The sequence below is a fragment of the Oerskovia sp. 140933 genome (genome assembly GCF_059651515.1).
The window spans coordinates 24,123-39,964 of record NZ_JAMXIO010000010.1 but is presented as its reverse complement, the minus strand read 5'-3'; the positions used below and the strand labels follow the sequence as shown (position 1 = coordinate 39,964).

Genomic DNA, 15,842 nt, shown 5'->3' with positions numbered 1-15,842 from the left:
CACCGGGCTCGTCGTGGACACCATGGGCCGACCTCCGGTGGGCGGGGAGTTTCGGCGCACGGGCCCGAGCCCGCATCATGGAGGCATGAGTACCTCGTTCTTGCGCCCGACGGCGGCGCTCGCCGTCGTCGGACTCCTCGCCCTGGGAGCATGCTCGGACGGAGGCGGCGCCGCGACCCCCGCCTCGTCCCCGACGGCCACCCAGAGCACCGCCGACGCCGGCACGGACAGCGCCGCGGTCGACGCCGCGACCGACGCCGCCTCGGCCGCCGACGCGGAGGCTGCGGCAGCGGCCGCGGAGGGGACCGAGCCGGACCCCGCGGTCGACACGTCGTTCTGCGCGGAGGTCGAGGCGGCCTGGGCGGCAGCCAACACCGCGCAGGTCTCGATGAGCGTCGACCACCCGCGGACCCTCGTCACGGGCTTCGAGAACGCCCGCGTCGCGCTCACGAGCGTCGAGCCGCCCGCGGACGTCGCGGCCGACTGGAAGACCGTGACGTCGTACGTCTCGACGGCCGCCACGGCTCTCGCGAAGGCCGACAGCGACTCCCCGAAGGAGATCGTCAAGGCCCTCGACGACGCCGGCAAGGACCTGGACACCGACGCGATGACGGCCGCGTCGGCGCGTGTGACGGAGTACCTGGACACCACCTGCGGAGGGTGACCCGAGCCGGCCCGGCGTGCGGCGCGTGAGCAGGGTCGGGGGAGGATGGTCGTATGCCCCTCGGTGAACCCACGATCGACCCACACCTCCTGCCGCTCCTGCGCGACGACCTCGCGGCCGCCTCCTACACGGTCGACGGGGTCGAGGACTTCCTCGGCCCGCTCGCGTCCGCGGCCCTGCACCGTGAGCAGGCCGTGCCTGCGCTGCGAGTCGCTCGGGCTGCGCTCGACGACGCGACGGGAGCGACGCCGTCGGGCAGGAGGGAGCCTCGCGCGGTGCTCGCCGCGCTCTTCCTGCTGGGCCTCGAGGTCCGCCGCGCGGACCTCGACGCAGCCCTGCCCGGGGTGGGGACGGACGGCGCGGCGCGCCTCGGCCTCGTCGCTGCGGCGGGCGCCGGGCCCGACGACGGCGTCCGCGCCCTGCTCGACCTGCGCCCCTACGCCGCGGCCGACGCGGCCGGGCCGGTCGAGTGGTGGCTGGCCTCCGACCTGGGCGAGCTCGCGACCGGACGACGCCTCGCAGGAGACCACGTGCTGGGGGCGGGCGGGGCCTCGATCACGCTCGCACAGGTGACCATGCGCACTCCCGTGGGGCGGGTGCTCGACCTCGGGACCGGCTGCGGCATCCAGGCGCTGCACGCGTCGCGGCACGCGCGGTCGGTCGTCGCGACCGACATCTCCCGGCGTGCGCTGCGGTTCGCCGAGTTCAACGCGGCCCTCGACGGGGTGAGCCTGGACCTGCGCGAGGGCTCGATGCTCGACCCCGTCGCGGGCGAGCAGTTCGACCTCGTGGTCTCCAACCCGCCGTTCGTCATCACGCCGCGCGCCGCCGGGGCGGGGACCATCCCCGAGTACGAGTACCGCGACGGCGGCCGTGCGGGCGACGACCTGGTGCGCGACCTGGTGCTGGGCGTCGGGGACGTGCTCGCACCGGGTGGCGTCGCGCAGATGCTCGGCAACTGGGAGCACCGGCGCGGCGAGCCGTGGACCGAGCGCGTCGGGGCGTGGCTCGACGAGGCCGGGCTCGACGGGTGGGTCGTCCAGCGCGAGGTCCTGGACCCGGCCGAGTACGCCGAGACGTGGATCCGCGACGGCGGCACGACGCCCGAGCGTGAGCCCGCCGCGTGGGCAGCGTCGTACGAGGCGTGGCTCGACGACTTCGCGACGCGCGACGTCGAGGCCGTGGGGTTCGGGATCGTGACGCTCCGCAAGCCCGCCGATGGCCACGGCGTGAGCCTGCGCCGCCTCGAGGAGCACACGGGGTCGGTGCGCCAGCCGCTCGGCGGGCACCTCGCGGCCTCGCTCGCCGCGCACGACTGGCTCGAGGCCCGCGACGACGCCGCGCTCGCGTCGTCCCGGCTGTCCGTGGCGCCCGACGTGACCGAGGAGCGGTACCTGACGCCCGGCGCCGAGGACCCGAACGTCGTCATCGTGCGGCAGGGAGACGGCCTGGGACGTGGGCTCCAGGCGTCGACCGGGCTGGCCGCGCTCGTGGGCGCGAGCGACGGCGAGCTGACCGTGGGCCAGCTGATCGGGGCGATCGCGTCCCTGTTCGAGGTGCCGGTCGGGGACCTCGCGGGCGAGCTGCTGCCTGCGGTGCGGGGCCTCGTACGGGACGGGTTCCTGGTGCCTTGAGCCTCTCCGGCGCGAGGTGCCGAGCACGGGGTTGAGGTCGTCAACCGGGTGGTGGCGGCCTCAACCCCGTGCTCGACCGCGCGGAACCCCGTGCTCGACCGCGGCGACCGGAATGGCCGTGCGCCGGTCGCCGGGCCTGCCTAGGTTGAGCCCATGACCTCCCGCATCCAGCACACGACGTTCGACGCTCGCGACGCCTACGCGCAGTCGGTCTGGTGGTGCGGTGTCCTCGGCTACGTCGAGGACCCCGACGACCCCAACCTGCCGGGCCACGAGGAGTGCATGATCTTCCCGCCGGGCGGCACCGACGCCCCGGCCGAGTCTCGCGGACGCCTGCTGTTCATCGAGGTCCCGGAAGGCAAGGAGCTCAAGAACCGGCTCCATCTGGACCTGCGGCCCACCGACGCCACGCGCGAGCAGGAGGTCGAGCGCCTCCTCGGCCTGGGGGCCACGCAGCTCGCCGACCACCGGCGCCCCGACGGCTCGGGGTGGGTCACGCTCGCAGACCCCGAGGGCAACGAGCTCTGCATCCTGCGCAGCGACGCCGAGGTCTCGGCGCAGGTCTCGGCGCAGGCCGGCTGAGCCCGACCAGCGACCGGCCGCGACCGGCCGAGCACGGGGTTGTGGTCGTCATCCGAGCGATGACGGCCTCAACCCCGTGCTCGACCGCGCGGAACCCCGTGGCCGCCGACGAGGCGCGGGAACCCACCCTCCGCGCTAGTTTCAGGCCCATGGACCTCGAGCTCCGTCACCTGCGGCTCATCGTGGTCGTCGCGGCCCAGGGCAGCGTGACGCGGGCCGCGGCGGCCCTCGGGATCGCGCAGCCCGCCCTGACCGCGCAGCTCAACCGCATCGACCGCGCGCTCGGTGGGCAGGTCTTCACGCGCGACCAGCGCGGCGCCCACCCGACCGCGCTCGGCGAGCTCGTGCTGGGCAGGGCGCGCATGGTGCTGCCCGCCATGGAGTCCCTGCTCGACGACGTGCAGCAGCACGTGAACCGTGACGAGGACGGCCCGGGGACGCTGCGCGTCGGGACGGTGGCGAGCGCGCTCTCGGGGCGGTTCGTGCACCGCCTCTTCACGGGGCTGCCCGAGGTCCGGGTCACGACCGCCACGAGCTGGTCGGTGGACGACACCGCGCACCAGCTCGCGGTCGGCACGCTCGACGTCGCCCTCGTGGGGCTGTGCTCCGACGCGAGCCCGCCGACCCCAGGAGGCGTGACGTGGTGGCGCGTCGACGTCGACCCCGTGTTCGTCCTGCTGCCGGACGCCCACCCGCACGCCGACCGCTCGTCGGTCTCGCTCGGCGACCTCTCCGACGAGGTGTGGCTCAGCGGTCCGGGCGAGGGCTGCTTCGAGCGGTGCTTCGCGCAGGCGTGCGCGCGGGCGGGCTTCACGCCGTCGGGCCTGAGCGAGGCCGACCGGCCGACGGTGATCGACCTCGTCCAGGCCGGCCACGCGGTCGCCCTGGTCCAGCCGACGTTCCCCGACACCCCGGGGACGCAGGTCGTCCCGCTCGACGACGCCCCGCTGCGGTGGGCGCACTACGTGGGCTGGCGCGGCGGCGCGTCGCACCTGCCCGTCGAGGTCCTCGTCGACGCCGCGGTGCGGTCCCACCACGACGCCGTGAGCCGCAGCCCCCGCTACCTGTGCTGGCTCGACTCCTACGGGGAGACCCTCACATAACGCCCCGGTATGACCTGGCTGGCATCTGTGCGCCCCACGTCCCGCTCCCTAGCGTGAGCCTCGTTCACCCGGCGATCCCGGGACCCGACGAAGGGACAGCGAGATGGCACGATCATTCTGGAGGACGCTCGCCACGGCGTGCGCCGCGACGGCGATGGTTGCCGGACCCACGGCGCTCGCCGCGAGCGCGGCGCCACCCACCCCCGACGCTCCGACCGTTTCACCCCAGACCTCCTCGAAGGTCTCGCCCGAGGTGCTCCGTGCCCTCCAGCGAGACCTGGGGCTGACCGCCAAGGACGCGACGAAGCGTCTGGCGTTCCAGTCCGACGCGGCGAGCACCGAGGACGCGCTCGCCGAGAACCTGGACGCCTACGCGGGCGCCTGGGTGGACCCCGGCCGGAACAGGCTGTACGTCGGCGTCGCCGACGGCACCGAGGCGAAGGAGGTCCGGGCGGCCGGGGCGACGCCCGTGGTCGTCGACCACACGCTCGCCGAGCTCGACGCGTGGAAGGTCGCGCTCGACGGCGAGCTCACCGACCCGGCCGCGGTCCCGAGCTGGTACGTCGACGTCACGACCAACCAGGTCGTCGTCAACGTGCACGACGGCGGCCGCGCCCTCGCGGAGCGGGCGGCCGCGAGCGCGGGCGTCCCCGCCGACGCGGTGACCTACGTGACCACGACCGAGGCTCCCCGGCCGCTGATCGACGTGGTCGGCGGCAACGCGTACACCATGGGCTCGGGCGGCCGGTGCTCGGTGGGCTTCGCGGTGAACGGCGGGTTCGTGACCGCCGGGCACTGCGGGACGACGGGCACCCGGACCTCGGGGCCGGGCGGCACGTTCCGCGGGTCCAGCTTCCCCGGCAACGACTACGCGTGGGTGCAGGTCGACGCGGGCAACACCCCGGTCGGGGCGGTCAACAACTACAGCGGCGGCCGCGTCGCGGTCGCGGGCTCGACGGCCGCGCCCGTGGGGTCGTCGGTCTGCCGGTCGGGTTCCACGACGGGCTGGCGGTGCGGCACGATCGCGGCGTACGACAGCTCGGTGACGTACCCGCAGGGGACGGTCTCGGGGCTCATCCGCACGAACGTGTGCGCCGAGCCCGGCGACTCGGGTGGCTCGCTCGTCGCGGGCAACCAGGCGCAGGGCCTGACGTCCGGTGGGTCGGGCAACTGCTCGTCGGGCGGGACGACGTACTTCCAGCCCGTCAACGAGGCGCTGTCCGCGTACGGGCTCACGCTCGTGACGTCGGGTGGTGGGGGCACCGAGCCTCCGCCGGTCGGGTGCGCGGGCTACGCGCGGTCCTACCAGGGCAGCGTCTCGGCCGGGGCGTCGGTCGCCCAGCCGAACGGCTCCTACGTCACGGTCCAGGGCAGCGGCGTGCACCGCGTCTGCCTGAGCGGCCCGGCCGGGTCTGACCTGGACCTGTACCTGCAGAAGTGGAGCGGGTCCGCGTGGGCGAACGTCGCGTCGTCGACGTCGCCGGGGGCGGCCGAGGCCCTCACGTACACGGGGACGGCCGGGTACTACCGGTACGTGGTCCACGCGTACGCGGGCTCCGGCGCGTACACCCTGGGAGCGACGACGCCGTAGCGGCTCCGGTCGACGACGAGGTCGAGGCCGCTACCGGTCCGGTGGCGGCCTCGGCCCCGTCCTCGACCGCGCAGACGCCCGTTCTCGACCGGGGGCGGCTGACGCCACGCACGCTCGACGCGCCCCGGAAACATGGAGGGCCTAGTCTCACGATCGTGCTGATCGCGATGGCGGGACTTCCCGGGACGGGCAAGAGTCGACTCGCGCGCCTGCTCGCGCGCGACCTGAGGGCCGTGGTGCTCAGCGTCGACCCCGTCGAGGACGCGTACCTCCGGGCAGGGGCCGTGCACGACGACGTCACGGGCCTGGGTGCCTACCTCGCCGTGGAGTCGGTCGCGGAGGAGAACCTGCTCCTGGGGCACGCGGTCATCGTCGACGCGGTCAACGACCACCCGGCGGCCCGGCAGCAGTGGGTCGACCTCGCGGCGCGCGTCGGGACCCGGCTCTGGTTCGTCGAGGTGCAGCTCCTGGACGAGGACCTGCACCGCGAGCGCCTCACGGCCCGCGGTACGCGCTACCCCGCCCTGCCCGAGCCCGGGTGGGAGTCGCTCGCCGAGCGGGCCCGGGCGCTCGCGGACTGGACCGACCCGCGGCTGCGGCTCGACGCGTCGCTCGACGACGCGGAGCTGCTCGCGGCGGCCAAGGACTGGCTGGACGCCTGACCTTGCGGTGCTCGCCCGCGGGCCGGTCCGGCCCGGGCCCGCAACGGTCGGTCGGGTGGCGGGCCCGGACGGTACGCTCCGGCCATGTCCCGCACGACCACCCTCGACGAGGCGCGCACGACCGGTGCGGTCGTCACGATCCACCGCCGCGCCCTGGGCCCTGGCGTCGACCTGCTGGACGGGGTGGTGCTCGCGACGGGTGTCTGGACGCTCGTCGGTGCGTTGGCGGACCGGGCGCACGCCGACGGCTACGAGGCGATCCGGACCGAGGACGTGACGCGGGTCCGTCGGGCGCGGCGCTCGGACCAGCGCTTCGTCGAGCGGGCCGCGTCCGGGCTCGGGGCGTGGCCCCCGCCGCTCCCGGACCTCGACGTCGACCTCGCGTCGGTCGACGGGGTCGTCCGGTCGGTCGCCCGGGCGAACCGCGTGCTCGCGGTGCACGCGGAGGGCACGGCGCCCGACGAGTGCTTCCCCGGGGCGGTCGAGGAGCTGACGGCCGAAGGGCTGGGGCTGAGGTTTCTCGGCACGGCCGGGCGCTGGGAACGGGCGCCGAGGTGGTTCGGGCTCGACGAGATCACCCGGGTGTCGTGGGGGTCGCGCTACCTCGACACGTTCGACCGGTTCGGCGACCGGTCGCCGTTCGCGCCGCCCGACCGGTAGCCCCTCGCCGGGTCCGCCGGTGCCACGGGCTCGTCCGGCCCGGCCGACCCGACGGGGGCCGGACCCTCGCCGCGCCCAGCACCCGTGTCCTTCGCGCCGCTCCCGAGCCCGAGCAGCACCCACACGGGACCGAGCACGACCCATGCCCCGAGCACGACCGCGACGCGCAGCGCCCAGGTCCACAGCGGGTCGTCGGGCCACCGGTCGGGGGCGACGAGCCCGGTGCCCGCGACGGTCGAGAGGGTCGCGATCACCCCGAGCGCGATCACCGCGGCGATCACGGCCTTGCCGAGCTCGCGCACCTCGTGGACCAGGCCCGCCAGGCCGTCGCCGGGTGGTTTGACGGGCTTCGGCCCGTCGCCGGACCGGTGCGCGGCGTGCGCGTCGGCCCACCGGACGACCGAGTGCCCGAACGCCACCGTGAACCCCAGGTACACGGCCGCGAGCCCGTGCACGGCCTCGGGGGGCGACCCGCTCGCGACGTCCGCGACGGACACGGTCACGAGCAGCAGGTCGATGAGCGGCACGCTGAGCAGCAGGACCGTGCTGAGCCGCCGCCGACGCAGCACGTACCGCGCGAACAGGCCCGCGCCGAGCACGACCCAGAAGCCCACCTCGCACGCGAGGACGAGCAGGACCAGGGGGTTCTCCAGGAGGGTCGCCATGGTGTCCATGCTGGTCGGGTCCGGGCCCGACGGCGTCGCCCACCCCGCCGATCCTCGCCCGCCACGCGTACATCGTTCGACGGAGGACGCGGCGGAGGTTGCGCCCGGAGCGACGCGCCCGCGGACCCGGTGCGCCTGGCGGCCGTGCCGATCCGAGGATCGTCGGGCCCGGCGCCTAGGATGCTCCGTGCGGCTGATCGTGCGGTCCCCCTGCAGCGACCGCTCCATCCGGCGCACGGACCACCCACCGGTCGGCACCGAGAACAGACACGCACGAGAGGGCCTGAGTGCAGCACGACGACATCGACGCCCTGCGGCGCACCCCCGCCTGGCGCCTCCTGCGCTCGGACAACGCCCCGCTCGCGCTGAGCTTCCTCGGCACGGTCTTCGTCGAGCAGAACGTCCGCTCGATCGGCGAGGCCGAGCTGGTCTCGCTCCTCGACGACGCGCTGTACGCGATCGACGGCCCCGTGCCTGCGCGCGCGCAGCCCCGGCCTGCGGCCGACGGGGACGTGCCCGTGGCGGGGACCGACGCCGTCGGGCCGCAGGGGGGCGACCCGGGTACGGAGCCCCGCAGGTATCCCCGCTCGCCCAAGGCCTACCTCGACCACTGGTCCGCGCCCGAGCAGGGCTGGCTGCGCAAGTTCTACCCGACGGGCTCGGAGGAGGCGCACTACGACGCGACCCCCGCGGTCGAGAAGGCCGTCTCGTGGGTCTCCGCGCTGCGCGAGCGCAGCTTCGTCGGTACCGAGTCGCGTCTCAACACGGTCTTCGAGCTGCTGCGCCAGCTCACCGTCGGCACCGAGTCCGACGCCGACGCGCGACTGCGCGAGCTCGAGGCGCGGCGGGCGCGGATCGACGAGGAGATCGAGCGCGTGCGCGCGGGCCAGCTCTCGCTGCTCGACGCCGCCGCCCAGCGCGACCGCTACCAGCAGCTCACGGGGACGGCCGCCGACCTGCTCGCCGACTTCCGCGAGGTCGAGGCGAACTTCCGGAACCTCGACCGGGAGATGCGCGAGCGCATCACGGGCTGGGACGGCGCCAAGGGGGACCTGCTGGACGCGGTCGTCGGGAGCAGGTCCGCGATCGCGGACTCGGACCAGGGCCGCAGCTTCCACGCGTTCTACGACTTCCTCCTGGACCGCCAGCGCCAGGAGGAGTTCGCCGGGCTCGTCGAGAAGGTCCAGGCGCTGCCCGCGCTCGAGGAGCAGGTCGGGGACGACGGCGAGGCCGCCCCCGGCATCACCGGTCGCGCTGCCGGGCGCCGCCTGCGCCGCATCCACTACGACTGGCTCGACGCGGGCGAGCGCACGCAGTCGACCGTGCGCGTCCTGTCCGAGCAGCTCCGCCGCTTCCTCGACGACCAGGTGTGGCTCGAGAACCGGCGCGTGATCGACGTCCTACGCAGCATCGAGTCGCGCGCCCTCGCGCTGCGCGACGCGCCGGACCGCCTGCGCCTGGGGGCCGCCGAGACCGGGCCGCTCGCGACGACCATGGACGCGACCTCGGTCGACGTGCACCTGCCGACCGAGCGCCCCCTGTACCGGCCCCAGCACCAGGAGCCGCTCGCGAGCGAGGGCGTGACCGCGGGCGTAGCGGACTTCGACGCGTCGGCCCTGTTCACGCAGGTCCACGTGGACCCCGAGCGGCTGAGCCGCACGGTCCGCGACGCCCTGCGCCGCCGGGGCCAGGTCTCGCTCGCGCAGCTCGTCGAGGAGAACCCCCTCGAGCAGGGGCTCGCGGAGCTCGTGACGTACCTGTCGCTCGACGACCCGCGCTTCGCCGTCGTGCACGACCCCGCGCACACCGACGAGGTGCGGTGGGTCGTCGACGCGCCCGACTCCCCGGACGCCGCGGCCGTGGACGAGGACGGGTACCCCGTGCGGCCCGCCGGACCGCGCGTGCGCGTCGCCCGCGTCCCGCGCGTGACGTTCGCCCGCACGGGCGCCAAGGACCTCGCGGGCGCGGTCGCGCGCTCGCTCGCGCAGGCCCCGCCCGGCACGACCGACCAGCCGTCTCCCCAGCCGTCCCCCCAGCCGTCCCCCCAGGAGGGAACCCCGTGAGCCAGCAGCCCGTCCGGACCGAACGCCCCGGGCAGCCCGGGGGGCAGAGCCCCGAGCTCTCGCTCGTCGTGACGTCGCTCGTCAAGGGCGTCGTCTACCGCGAGGCGGGCACGCGCACGTGGCGCGACCTGCTCGCGCTCGAGGCGCAGGCGCGGGACTTCGTCGCGACGCTCGGCCTGGAGATCGTGATCGACGAGTCCGAGGGGTACGCGTACCTGCGCGCGCAGCCCGAGGACGAGCACGACGGCACGTTCATCCCGCGCCTCGTCGCGCGCCGTGAGCTGTCGTTCGACGTGAGCCTGCTGCTCGCGCTGCTGCGCAAGCGGCTCGCGCAGTTCGACTCCGAGGGCGGCGACACGCGCCTGGTCCTGACGCGCGACGAGATCGTGGACCTCGTCAAGGTCTTCCTGCCCGGGTCCAGCAACGAGGCCCGTGCGCGCGACCGCGTCGAGGCCAACGTGCGGCGCGTCGTCGAGCTGGGCTTCCTGCGCCCCGTGCCCGACACCCCGGACACGTACGAGGTGCGGCGCATCCTCAAGGCGTTCGTCGACGGCCAGTGGCTCGCGGACTTCGACGCACGCCTCGGGGAGTACGCGGCCGAGCTGGCGTCGCGCGACGGCGGCGCCCTGGTCGGTGCCGAGCAGGCCGGCGTGGCGCGCGACGGCGACGAGAGCAACCACGGACACCCGGTCGGCAGCGGCGACGGACCCGGCACCGAGAGGGAGGACGTCTGATGGCCGAGGCACTGTTCAGCGCGGTCGAGCTGCACGACGCGGCAGCGGACCTGGACCAGCGGTCGGGCTACCGCCTCGACCGCCTCGAGGTCCTCAACTGGGGCACGTTCGACAAGTACGCGTGGAGCTTCGAGCTCGAGGGCCGCAACGCGCTGCTCACGGGAGACATCGGCTCGGGCAAGTCGACCATCGTCGACGCCATCACGACGCTCCTGCTCCCCGCGAACCGCATCAGCTACAACAAGGCGGCCGGCGCGGACACGCGCGAGCGCACGCTGCGCTCCTACGTGGCCGGGCACTACAAGTCCGAGCGCAACGAGGTCACGGGCGCCTCGCGGCACGTGGGTCTGCGGCGCGGCCACACCTACTCGGTCATCCTGGGCGAGTTCGCCAACCGCGGGTTCGACTCCCGCGCCGTGCTGGCGCAGGTGTTCTGGCTCAAGGACGGGGCGCAGGGGCAGCCCGAGCGCTTCTACGTCACGAGCACCTCGCCCATGACGATCGCCGACGACTTCGCGGGCTTCGACGGGGACATCAACGTCCTGCGCCGCCGCCTGCGCGAGTCGGGAGCGCAGATCCGCGACCACTTCCCGGAGTACGGGCGCGACTTCCGGCGCCTGCTCGGCATCGAGTCCGAGCAGGCCATGGAGCTGTTCCACCAGACGGTGTCCATGAAGTCGGTGGGCGACCTCAACGAGTTCGTGCGCGAGCACATGCTCGAGCCGTTCGACGCGGCCCGCTGGACCGAGAAGCTCGTCGCGCACTTCGACGACCTCACGAGCGCGCACGACGCCGTGGTCAAGGCCCGCGCGCAGATCGACCAGCTCGCGCCCCTGCTCGCCGACGCCGACGCGTACGACGCCGCCGGGGAGCAGGTCCGGACCCTGGCGGCCCAGCGCGAGGCGCTGCGCGGCTTCACCGCGGGCAGGCGCGTCGACGCGCTCGACGTGCGGATCGGCGAGCTCGAGGCGTCGACCGCGGCCCGCGCCGACGGCCTGGACCGCCTCAAGGAGGAGCTCGCGCTGCTCGACGCCGAGCGCCAGCGCCTCGAGGTCGAGCGTGCCGGGCACGGCGGTGACCGGCTCGCGCAGATCGAGGGCGAGGTCGCGCGCCTCGAGGTCGAGCGTGCCGAACGCCGGGCCAAGGCCGACGAGTACGCGCGCTACCTGGTGGCTGCGGGCCTCGAGCCCGTGGCGTCGCGCGACGAGTTCACGGCCCTGCGCGAGCGCGCGGCCGACCTCCAGTCCGCGGCCCAGGACGTCCTCGGCGAGATCGAGGGCCGGGCCGGAGAGGTCGCCGCCGAGCTGCGCGCGGTCGAGGCCGAGGCCCGCGAGATCAACGCCGAGCTGCGGTCGTTGGCCGACCGCGAGTCCAACCTGCCCCGCGCGAGCCTGGACCTGCGTGCCCGCCTGTGCTCCGACGTCGGGCTCACGGACGCGGACCTGCCGTTCGCGGGCGAGCTCGTCGGGGTGCGCGCCGAGCACGCCGAGTGGGAGGGGGCGGCCGAGCGCGTGCTGCGAGGCTTCGCGCTCTCGCTGCTCGTCCCCGCCCAGCACTATGACGCCGTCTCGGCCTGGATCAACTCGCACGACCTGGGCTCCAAGCTCGTCTACCACCGCGTGCCCGCGCCCGCCGGGGGCCGCTCCGGGACGGCGCGCGGCGGCGTCGGGAAGGTCGCGAGCCGGGACGACGGGCCGCTCCTCGCGGACCTGCTCGAGGTCAAGGACGGCGAGCTCGCGACCTGGCTGAGCGACGAGCTCGAACGCCGCGCCGACTACGTGTGCGCGGACACGCTCGCCGACTTCCAGCGCGCACCGCGCGCCGTGACGCGCGAGGGGCAAGTCAAGCACTCGGCCAGCCACCACGAGAAGGACGACCGCCGCGCGGTCCGCGACCGCAGCGCCTACGTCCTGGGCTGGAGCAACCAGGCCAAGATCGACGCGCTGCTCGAGGAGGCCACCGACGTCGCGACGCGGCGGACGGCCCTGGAGGAGCGGCGCGACGAGGTCGGTCGGGAGAAGAACGCGGCGATCTCGCGCTCGGGAGCACTCAACCGGCTCGACGTCTTCCGCGAGTGGCGCGAGCTCGACTGGGAGGAGCCCGTGCGCGCGATCGCCGAGCTCCACGAGGAGAAGCGGCGCATCGAGGGCGCGTCGACCGAGCTCAGCCGCATCGCGGACCAGCTCCGTGACCTCGCGCGCCGGGCCGCGGGCATCGCGTCCGAGCGCGACGCGCTGCTGTCAGCGGCGGGCGCCGACAAGCACGCGCTCGACAGCGCACGCACGCAGCGTGACCGGTCGGCACGCGTCCTGACCGAGCAGGGGCCGCTCGACGCGGGGCTGGTCGACGAGCTCGCGCGGCTGTTCGACACCGAGGCCGGGACGCAGGCCGCCGCCCAGGGCGGCGCGCCCGGCGACGTCGAGCCCGACGCGGTGGAGAGCGCCCTGCGGACCCGGCTCACGGCACAGGTCGAGGAGGCCCAGGCCCGCCAGGGCCAGCTCGGCACGCGCATCGCGGCCCAGATGACGGCGTTCCGGGCGGCGTACCCGGTCGAGACCACGGAGCTCGACAACGACGTGCGCTCGGCCCCGGAGTACCGGGCGCTGCACGAGCGGCTCACGCGCGACGACCTGCCGCGCTTCGAGGTCGACTTCAAGACGTACCTGAACACCAACACGATCCGCGACATCGCGGGCTTCCACGCCGAGCTGTCCAAGCAGGCCGACCTCATCCGCGAGCGCGTCGAGATCATCAACGACTCGCTGCGCGCGATCGACTACAACCCGGGGCGGTACATCCGCCTGGAGATGGCGCCCACCCCCAACACCGAGGTGCGCGAGTTCCGCGCGGACCTGCGGGCGTGCACCGACGGCGTCCTGGGGCTGGACCTCGAGGGCCGCCGCGACGAGGACACGGGCGAGGAGACGGTCGCGTACTACTCGGAGGAGCGGTTCCTGCGGGTCAAGGCGATCGTCGAGCGGTTCCGCGGGCGCGAGGGGCAGGCCGAGGCCGACGAGGCGTGGAAGCGCCGCGTGACCGACGTGCGGAGCTGGTTCGTCCTGTCGGCCTCTGAGCGGTCGCGCGAGGACGACGTCGAGCACGAGCACTACTCGGACTCGGGCGGGAAGTCCGGTGGTCAGAAGGAGAAGCTCGCCTACACGATCCTCGCGGCCTCGCTCGCGTACCAGTTCAAGCTCGACTGGGGCGCGGTGCGGTCCAAGGCGTTCCGGTTCGTGGTGATCGACGAGGCGTTCGGTCGCGGGTCGGACGAGTCGACGCGGTTCGCGCTCGAGCTGTTCAAGAGCCTGGGTCTCCAGCTGCTCATCGTGACGCCGCTGCAGAAGATCCACGTGATCGAGCCGTACATCTCGGCCGTGGGGTACGTCGACAACCCGACGGGCCGCAACTCCAGGTTGCGGACGCTCACGATCGAGGAGTACCAGGCCGAGAAGGAGGCGCACGCGGCGCTCTGAGCCGCTCGTCCCGGTGCCGAGAACGGGGTTGAGGTCGCCATCCGACGAATGGCGACCTCAACCCCGTTCTCGACCGGCTACGGAACGACGTTCCGCGGCAGCCGCACCTCGAACGTCGTGCCCGACGTCGGAGCGCGCCCCGCGTCGTCGGCCCCCGGTCGGGTCGCGCTCGGCCGGCCCGCGTCGCTCGGCCGGGCGAGGTCTGCCGCGGTCGCGTCCCGCACGGAGATCTCGCCCCCGTGCGCCTGGACCACGGCCTGCGCGATCGCGAGACCCAGCCCGGTCGAGCCGCCGACCCGGTTGCGCGCAGAGTCGCCCCGGCTGAACCGCTGGAAGAGCGAGGGGCGCAGCGAGGCCGGGATCCCGGGACCGTCGTCGGTCACCGAGATGACCACGTGGTCGTCGCCGTCGGGCCGGATGCCCACGACCACGCGCGTGCCGGGCGGGGTGTGGACGCGGGCGTTGCCCAGCAGGTTCGCGAACACCTGGCGCAGGCGCGCCTCGTCGCCCACGACCGTGACGTCGGGGATGTCGAACGCGTCGTCCCCGTCGGCCCACAGGGCGTCCCCCTCGGCGAGGATGCCGCCGCCGTCGAGCGTCAGCGTGTCGCCGCCGGTGCGCGGCCGGTCGCCGGGGCCGGGCTCGTCACGCTCGTCGTCGCCCGCGGTGGGCTCCGTGCCGTGCGGCGGGCCGTCGTCGGGGAGCACGGGCTCGTCGCCCGCGGCGAGCGGCAGGTCGAGCTCCCACACGTGGTCGCGGCTGGCCGCGTGCGCGTCCGCGACCGCGTCGATCGCGAGGGCCGCGAGGTCCACGGGCTCGCGGTCGAGCGGGCGCCCTGCGTCGAGCCGTGCGAGGAGCAGCAGGTCCTCGACGAGCTCGCCCATGCGCACGGCCTCGGACTCGATGCGGTCGAGGGCGCGCAGGGTGTCGGGCGGGACCTGGTCGGGGGACCGGCGGACCAGCTCGGAGTACCCGCGGATCGAGGCGAGGGGGGTGCGCAGCTCGTGGCTCGCGTCGGCGACGAACTGTCGGACCTGGGTCTCGGACTCGTGCCGGGCGGTGAGCGACGCCTCGACGTGGTCGAGCATGCGGTTGAGCGCCGCACCGACCTGCCCGACCTCGGTCCGCTCGTCGGTGAACTGCTCGTCGACGCGGGGGATCTCCTCGACCTCACCGCGGTCGAGCGGCAGCTCGGACACGTGCACGGCCGCGTCGGCGAGCGAGTCGAGGGGCCGCAGCGAGCGTCGGACGAGCCACGTCCCGAGCACGCTCGCGAGCGCGATCCCGATGCCCGCGAGCACCACCTCGACCAGGAGGTAGCCCTCGAGGGTCTGCGTGACCGACTCGGTGCTCATGGCGGTGATCGACGGCTCGCCGTGCTGGGTCGTCGTGGAGATGGCGCGGAACGTCCCGAGGTCGGTGACCTCGACGTCGTGCGGGCTCCCGTCCGCGGGCACGGACTCGAGGTCGGCGATCTGCGCGGCGTCGAGCTCGCGACGGTCGCCCAGGTCGTCGACGTACCCCGCGAACTGGACCTCGCCGTCGTCGTAGACGACGTTGATGGTCCCGGCGCCCTGCCCGGGGGGCAGGGGGCTCTGGTACTCGGTGCCCGACGGCGGAGCACCGGTCGGGGACGTCCCGGCGCCGGGGTCCTGGGCCGAGCCGTCCGACGACGTGCCGGGGTCTGCCGGGTCGGCGGTACCGTCGGTCTGCCCGCTGCCGTCGCCCGAGGTGCCGCCGGTCGTGCCGTCGGGGGTGCCGTCCGGGGTGCCGTCCGACGTCCCGGGCGGCGCGACCCCGCCGGGTCGGTCGAACGGTCCGCGCTCGGCGCGTTCGCTGGCCTGGGTCAGCTCCTGGTCGAGCTTGTCGACCAGGCTCGTGCGCAGCGCGAGCGTCGAGGACACGGCGAGCGCGACGCTGAGCACGAGCAGGATCCCGACGAGGACGACGACGAGCTGTCGGCGCAGGGTCCGCGGGCGGGCGGTGAGCGACGTCCGGGGTGAGGTCACGC

At 74.6% G+C, this 15,842-nt stretch carries 12 protein-coding genes; 10 read left to right on the top strand and 2 right to left on the bottom strand.

Going from position 1 to position 15,842, the window contains the following annotated elements:
* The first annotated feature begins 85 nt into the window (after window positions 1-85).
* The 7 genes from NHG27_RS07445 to NHG27_RS07415 all read left to right on the top strand — a co-directional run bounded on the left by NHG27_RS07445 (window position 86) and on the right by NHG27_RS07415 (window position 6,896).
* Window positions 86-664 carry a hypothetical protein gene (locus NHG27_RS07445; RefSeq protein WP_497015541.1) on the top strand — a complete coding sequence of 193 codons (579 nt, stop codon included), beginning with the start codon at window positions 86-88 and terminating at the stop codon, window positions 662-664.
* A gap of 53 nt (window positions 665-717) precedes the next feature.
* A complete protein-coding gene (locus NHG27_RS07440) occupies window positions 718-2,298 on the top strand; it encodes a DUF7059 domain-containing protein (RefSeq protein WP_497015540.1) in 1,581 nt (526 codons plus the stop codon).
* Window positions 2,299-2,451: 153 nt separating this feature from the next.
* Window positions 2,452-2,880, top strand: a complete 429-nt coding sequence (locus tag NHG27_RS07435; protein WP_193718083.1) for a VOC family protein — start codon at window positions 2,452-2,454, stop codon at window positions 2,878-2,880.
* A 149-nt stretch (window positions 2,881-3,029) separates the two neighbouring features.
* Window positions 3,030-3,983: a LysR family transcriptional regulator gene (locus tag NHG27_RS07430; protein ID WP_497015537.1), complete on the top strand. Its 954-nt coding sequence runs from the start codon at window positions 3,030-3,032 to the stop codon at window positions 3,981-3,983.
* A 103-nt stretch (window positions 3,984-4,086) separates the two neighbouring features.
* Window positions 4,087-5,574, top strand: a complete 1,488-nt coding sequence (locus NHG27_RS07425) for a S1 family peptidase (RefSeq protein ID WP_497015535.1) — start codon at window positions 4,087-4,089, stop codon at window positions 5,572-5,574.
* Window positions 5,575-5,729: 155 nt separating this feature from the next.
* Window positions 5,730-6,236, top strand: a complete 507-nt coding sequence (locus NHG27_RS07420) for a P-loop nucleotide/nucleoside kinase family protein (protein ID WP_193718086.1) — start codon at window positions 5,730-5,732, stop codon at window positions 6,234-6,236.
* A gap of 84 nt (window positions 6,237-6,320) precedes the next feature.
* Window positions 6,321-6,896 carry a hypothetical protein gene (locus NHG27_RS07415; protein WP_497015533.1) on the top strand — a complete coding sequence of 192 codons (576 nt, stop codon included), beginning with the start codon at window positions 6,321-6,323 and terminating at the stop codon, window positions 6,894-6,896.
* Here NHG27_RS07415 and NHG27_RS07410 read toward each other — a convergent pair.
* On the bottom strand, window positions 6,836-7,561 hold the full coding sequence (locus NHG27_RS07410; RefSeq protein ID WP_497015531.1) for a hypothetical protein: 726 nt from the start codon (window positions 7,559-7,561) through the stop codon (window positions 6,836-6,838). The two genes, NHG27_RS07415 and NHG27_RS07410, sit on opposite strands and share 61 nt — an antisense overlap.
* Window positions 7,562-7,848: 287 nt before the next feature.
* On the opposite strand from NHG27_RS07410, the gene NHG27_RS07405 reads away from it, so the two are divergent.
* From NHG27_RS07405 to NHG27_RS07395, 3 genes are read left to right on the top strand one after another with little or no spacing between them, the layout of a single operon-like run.
* Window positions 7,849-9,624, top strand: coding sequence for a DUF3375 domain-containing protein (locus tag NHG27_RS07405; protein ID WP_497015529.1), 1,776 nt, complete (start codon window positions 7,849-7,851; stop codon window positions 9,622-9,624).
* Window positions 9,621-10,358, top strand: a complete 738-nt coding sequence (locus NHG27_RS07400; protein ID WP_193718090.1) for a DUF4194 domain-containing protein — start codon at window positions 9,621-9,623, stop codon at window positions 10,356-10,358. The genes NHG27_RS07405 and NHG27_RS07400 overlap by 4 nt, the downstream gene beginning before the upstream one ends.
* Window positions 10,358-13,831: an ATP-binding protein gene (locus NHG27_RS07395; RefSeq protein WP_497015526.1), complete on the top strand. Its 3,474-nt coding sequence runs from the start codon at window positions 10,358-10,360 to the stop codon at window positions 13,829-13,831. Before NHG27_RS07400 ends, NHG27_RS07395 begins: the two co-directional genes overlap by 1 nt.
* A 77-nt stretch (window positions 13,832-13,908) precedes the next feature.
* Here NHG27_RS07395 and NHG27_RS07390 read toward each other — a convergent pair whose 3' ends face one another.
* Window positions 13,909-15,840 (bottom strand): sensor histidine kinase, encoded by a 1,932-nt coding sequence (locus tag NHG27_RS07390; RefSeq protein ID WP_497015523.1) that lies wholly within the window; start codon window positions 15,838-15,840, stop codon window positions 13,909-13,911.
* Window positions 15,841-15,842: the final 2 nt, after the last annotated feature.

Bases quoted from the DNA above. Each gene is read 5' to 3' on its own strand.
- NHG27_RS07430 (WP_497015537.1), top strand. From the start codon at position 3,030: ATGGACCTCGAGCTCCGTCACCTGCGGCTCATCGTGGTCGTCGCGGCC.
- NHG27_RS07410 (WP_497015531.1), bottom strand. From the start codon at position 7,561: ATGGCGACCCTCCTGGAGAACCCCCTGGTCCTGCTCGTCCTCGCGTGC.
- NHG27_RS07395 (WP_497015526.1), top strand. From the start codon at position 10,358: ATGGCCGAGGCACTGTTCAGCGCGGTCGAGCTGCACGACGCGGCAGCG.
- NHG27_RS07415 (WP_497015533.1), top strand. From the start codon at position 6,321: ATGTCCCGCACGACCACCCTCGACGAGGCGCGCACGACCGGTGCGGTC.
- NHG27_RS07425 (WP_497015535.1), top strand. From the start codon at position 4,087: ATGGCACGATCATTCTGGAGGACGCTCGCCACGGCGTGCGCCGCGACG.
- NHG27_RS07435 (WP_193718083.1), top strand. From the start codon at position 2,452: ATGACCTCCCGCATCCAGCACACGACGTTCGACGCTCGCGACGCCTAC.
- NHG27_RS07445 (WP_497015541.1), top strand. From the start codon at position 86: ATGAGTACCTCGTTCTTGCGCCCGACGGCGGCGCTCGCCGTCGTCGGA.
- NHG27_RS07440 (WP_497015540.1), top strand. From the start codon at position 718: ATGCCCCTCGGTGAACCCACGATCGACCCACACCTCCTGCCGCTCCTG.